We start from the raw sequence: 2539 nt of genomic DNA, 5'->3' as shown, positions 1-2539 counted from the left end.
ACTTACCGTTTCAACCGGCGCTTCAATCTTTCGGCGATGACAGACCGGGTGGTTCATGCCGTCTGTATCTGCACCGCACGTCCCGAGCGTCTCCTCAGGAGAGCGGAGCTTGCTACCTAATCAAGAAGTGTTTTGACCTACCCACCTCTATTGCGAGGTTCATTAGCGTAGTATGTTAATGAGTTCCAAGTCTCGACGATAGCGCATCTCACGATATTTGATTCCTTCTGCAAGCCCCTTCGCTACAATTTCGCCAAGCAGCTTGGCGCCGGAATCATGCAGACGCTCGGCGCTCTTTGGAAGCTCTTCCGGGTTATCGGGCAATTGCGCCTTCAGTGCGAGAAAGACGCGCCCGATTAATCCAAGCTTAAGCTCTTCGATTCCAACTGGATCATCATATTGCTTCATGCTTCGCTCTTTATTTTGCGACGTGAGTAGACGCAAATTATTGTTGATCGCGAATCGCACTTCTTCGCCTGTTTCCGCGACGTCTAGCACATCCTCAATCAGTCCGTCAAAAGCCCCATTGCCAAATTTTTCACTCAGAGAAGCCTTTATAAGCTTACCAAGTTCAATAGCACGAGGCCATTGTGGGAAATCCGGGAAAGGACGAGATAGTTCTGGTAACACCATAATCTCTTCCCAAATGGGGTAGTCGAAGAGTTCAACCACAATCATGTCAAAGACCCGGCACCACTTACGGTTCTTTGGTGTCAAGTAGTCTGCAATATTAGCAAAGTAACGCTGAATTTGTTTGTACGCCGCGTTTGCCATGAGTGGCATACCTTCGCGCAAACCGTCTCCGGCATAATCTGCGCCATTCAGATTCATGTTGACGAAGTGATGCCAGGTCGAATCGCAGACAACACGACCTTTGTTAGCAAGATGCCCGTCATAGGCGGAAATAGCGCCAAAGCAGCGCGGGTTGACTGCACCCTTACCCGGATCAACGTTCAAGCTTGCCGACATGGAGATGGCAACTAGCTGCGGGCCGTGCTCTAACCCACCGACAGTTGGAAACTCTGGAAACGGCGCGAGTCCAGCGACTGAAAAATTGCCAGTGATATTCGCACCGCGCGGCGCATAGCATTCACTTTCGTGAGGATGGTCTGGAAGGACATTTATAGCTCCAGCTGGACTACGTAGCAATGGATGAGGTGCACTGCTCGCATCAAGTAATGGATACATCGTTTGCGGGAAGTGATCACCCTGATCAGAGCTGCGCGCAACGCCATCGATTCCAGGATTGTTGACCGTATCAATACGTGTTGGCCCACCCATTGGGACGGCTACCCACTCGCGCATTTTTCGGATGCGAGGCAGTGCGCCGCATAATGGATTACCGATAGTGCTGTGATCACCTGTTGCAAATACACCGCCACCACTCTCCATAAACTGTGCGAGCACACGAATCTCGCTGGCGTCGGAAGATGGCTCACCGGACCGGAATCCAAACAGCCAGACTTGATCGTAGTTAGCCGTAGTAACGGCAGGAGATGCTGTGGAAAAGTTAAATCCTGATGCTTTCGATACCTCTGTCACAATTGCAGGCACGGCAGCAGGCACATCTCCACTGCCTTTCAAGACGCGGATTAGCTCGGTGAGACCTGTGCTGTTTGCTAGGTCAAACGATCCCGAAGTGTCGGTTACAATCAAAATGCGTTGGGTGCAACGCTTCTTCAAAAACATATACCAGTCTCGTTTCCAGGCAGAGATAAGTACATCTTGTCTGTTCCAAATTGGCATTGTTATTCTCCAGAAGGAAGTGGGGTTGAGAGCTGTGCAGAGGAAATCCTCCGTATTCATGATCATGTTCGCAGCATTCCTATGGTGTGACTGGGCTCAAACATTTCAGTGATCTTTATCACATGCCATCAATCCACTCCGTAGTCATTGGTAGAGGCATTGGATTCCCCCCGCGTTCAGGAAAGATATCAACCCTCTCAATCGCAAACCCGGGGGCTTGATGGAGCAGAGCAATGCGTCGTTACAGCGAGGCCGTCTAGCCGAAGGCTTCTGCGAAGCAGTGGGCTGATGTCAGGAGGCGGATGAGTCCGCCGAACCGGCAGAGCGTGACCCGGATTTCAGAGGAGTTGGGCATCCATGTGATCACCCTCTACAAATGGAGGAAGACCTGGCGATTGCAGGGGGAGGTGGTACCGGCATCCCACAAGGACCCTGGAGGCTGGGGTTCTGCCGACAAGTTCACGGTGGTACTGGAGACCGCTGCCTTCAACGCCATTGAGCTCAGCACCTACTGCCGCGAAGATGGATAGCGATGTTAGTCGGTGATTCTACATAGGGGCACCACGAAAAATACCGATTTACCTTGGAAGCAGCGATTGAGACTCATGTACTGGCCGGCGTCGGCATTGGCCAATGGTCGCGACAAGGCCGATTTTTCGTGGTGCCCTTAAGAGTTTGCTGAAAAACCCCGCTTCCTCTGCGAGAATGAGTCAACTGCCCCAGGTTTGATGCGAGGTCAGCAGGAGCGCAGCGGCTCCTTGTTCTCCTACGTCTCGATCGAGGAGCGGATCCC

At 52.0% G+C, this 2539-nt stretch carries 2 protein-coding genes and 1 pseudogene; 2 read left to right on the top strand and 1 reads right to left on the bottom strand.

What is annotated here, in order from left to right; all coding sequences use genetic code 11:
• A pseudogene (locus VB777_RS17320) lies at nt 1-120 on the top strand (IS1595 family transposase); the annotation flags it as partial.
• 42 nt (nt 121-162) lie between these two features.
• Here VB777_RS17320 and VB777_RS17315 read toward each other — a convergent pair.
• Entirely contained in the window at nt 163-1806 is a 1644-nt protein-coding gene (locus tag VB777_RS17315; protein WP_323250524.1) for a hypothetical protein, read from the bottom strand.
• Nucleotides 1807-2048: 242 nt separating this feature from the next.
• Here VB777_RS17315 and VB777_RS17310 point away from each other — a divergent pair, with 242 nt between their 5' ends.
• The gene (locus VB777_RS17310; RefSeq protein ID WP_323250522.1) at nt 2049-2276 is read left to right on the top strand and encodes a helix-turn-helix domain-containing protein; all 228 of its coding nucleotides are present in this window, start codon (nt 2049-2051) and stop codon (nt 2274-2276) included.
• Nucleotides 2277-2539 lie beyond the last annotated feature (263 nt).

This window comes from Synechococcus sp. CCY9202, from assembly GCF_034931685.1.
In the GTDB taxonomy this organism is placed as follows: Bacteria; Cyanobacteriota; Cyanobacteriia; order PCC-6307; family Cyanobiaceae; genus CBW1002.
Note: the sequence above shows the minus strand (reverse complement) of the source record. Positions and strands in the feature narration are given on the sequence as shown.

Bases quoted from the DNA above. Each gene is read 5' to 3' on its own strand.
- VB777_RS17310 (WP_323250522.1), top strand. From the start codon at position 2,049: ATGAGTCCGCCGAACCGGCAGAGCGTGACCCGGATTTCAGAGGAGTTG.
- VB777_RS17315 (WP_323250524.1), bottom strand. From the start codon at position 1,806: ATGAATACGGAGGATTTCCTCTGCACAGCTCTCAACCCCACTTCCTTC.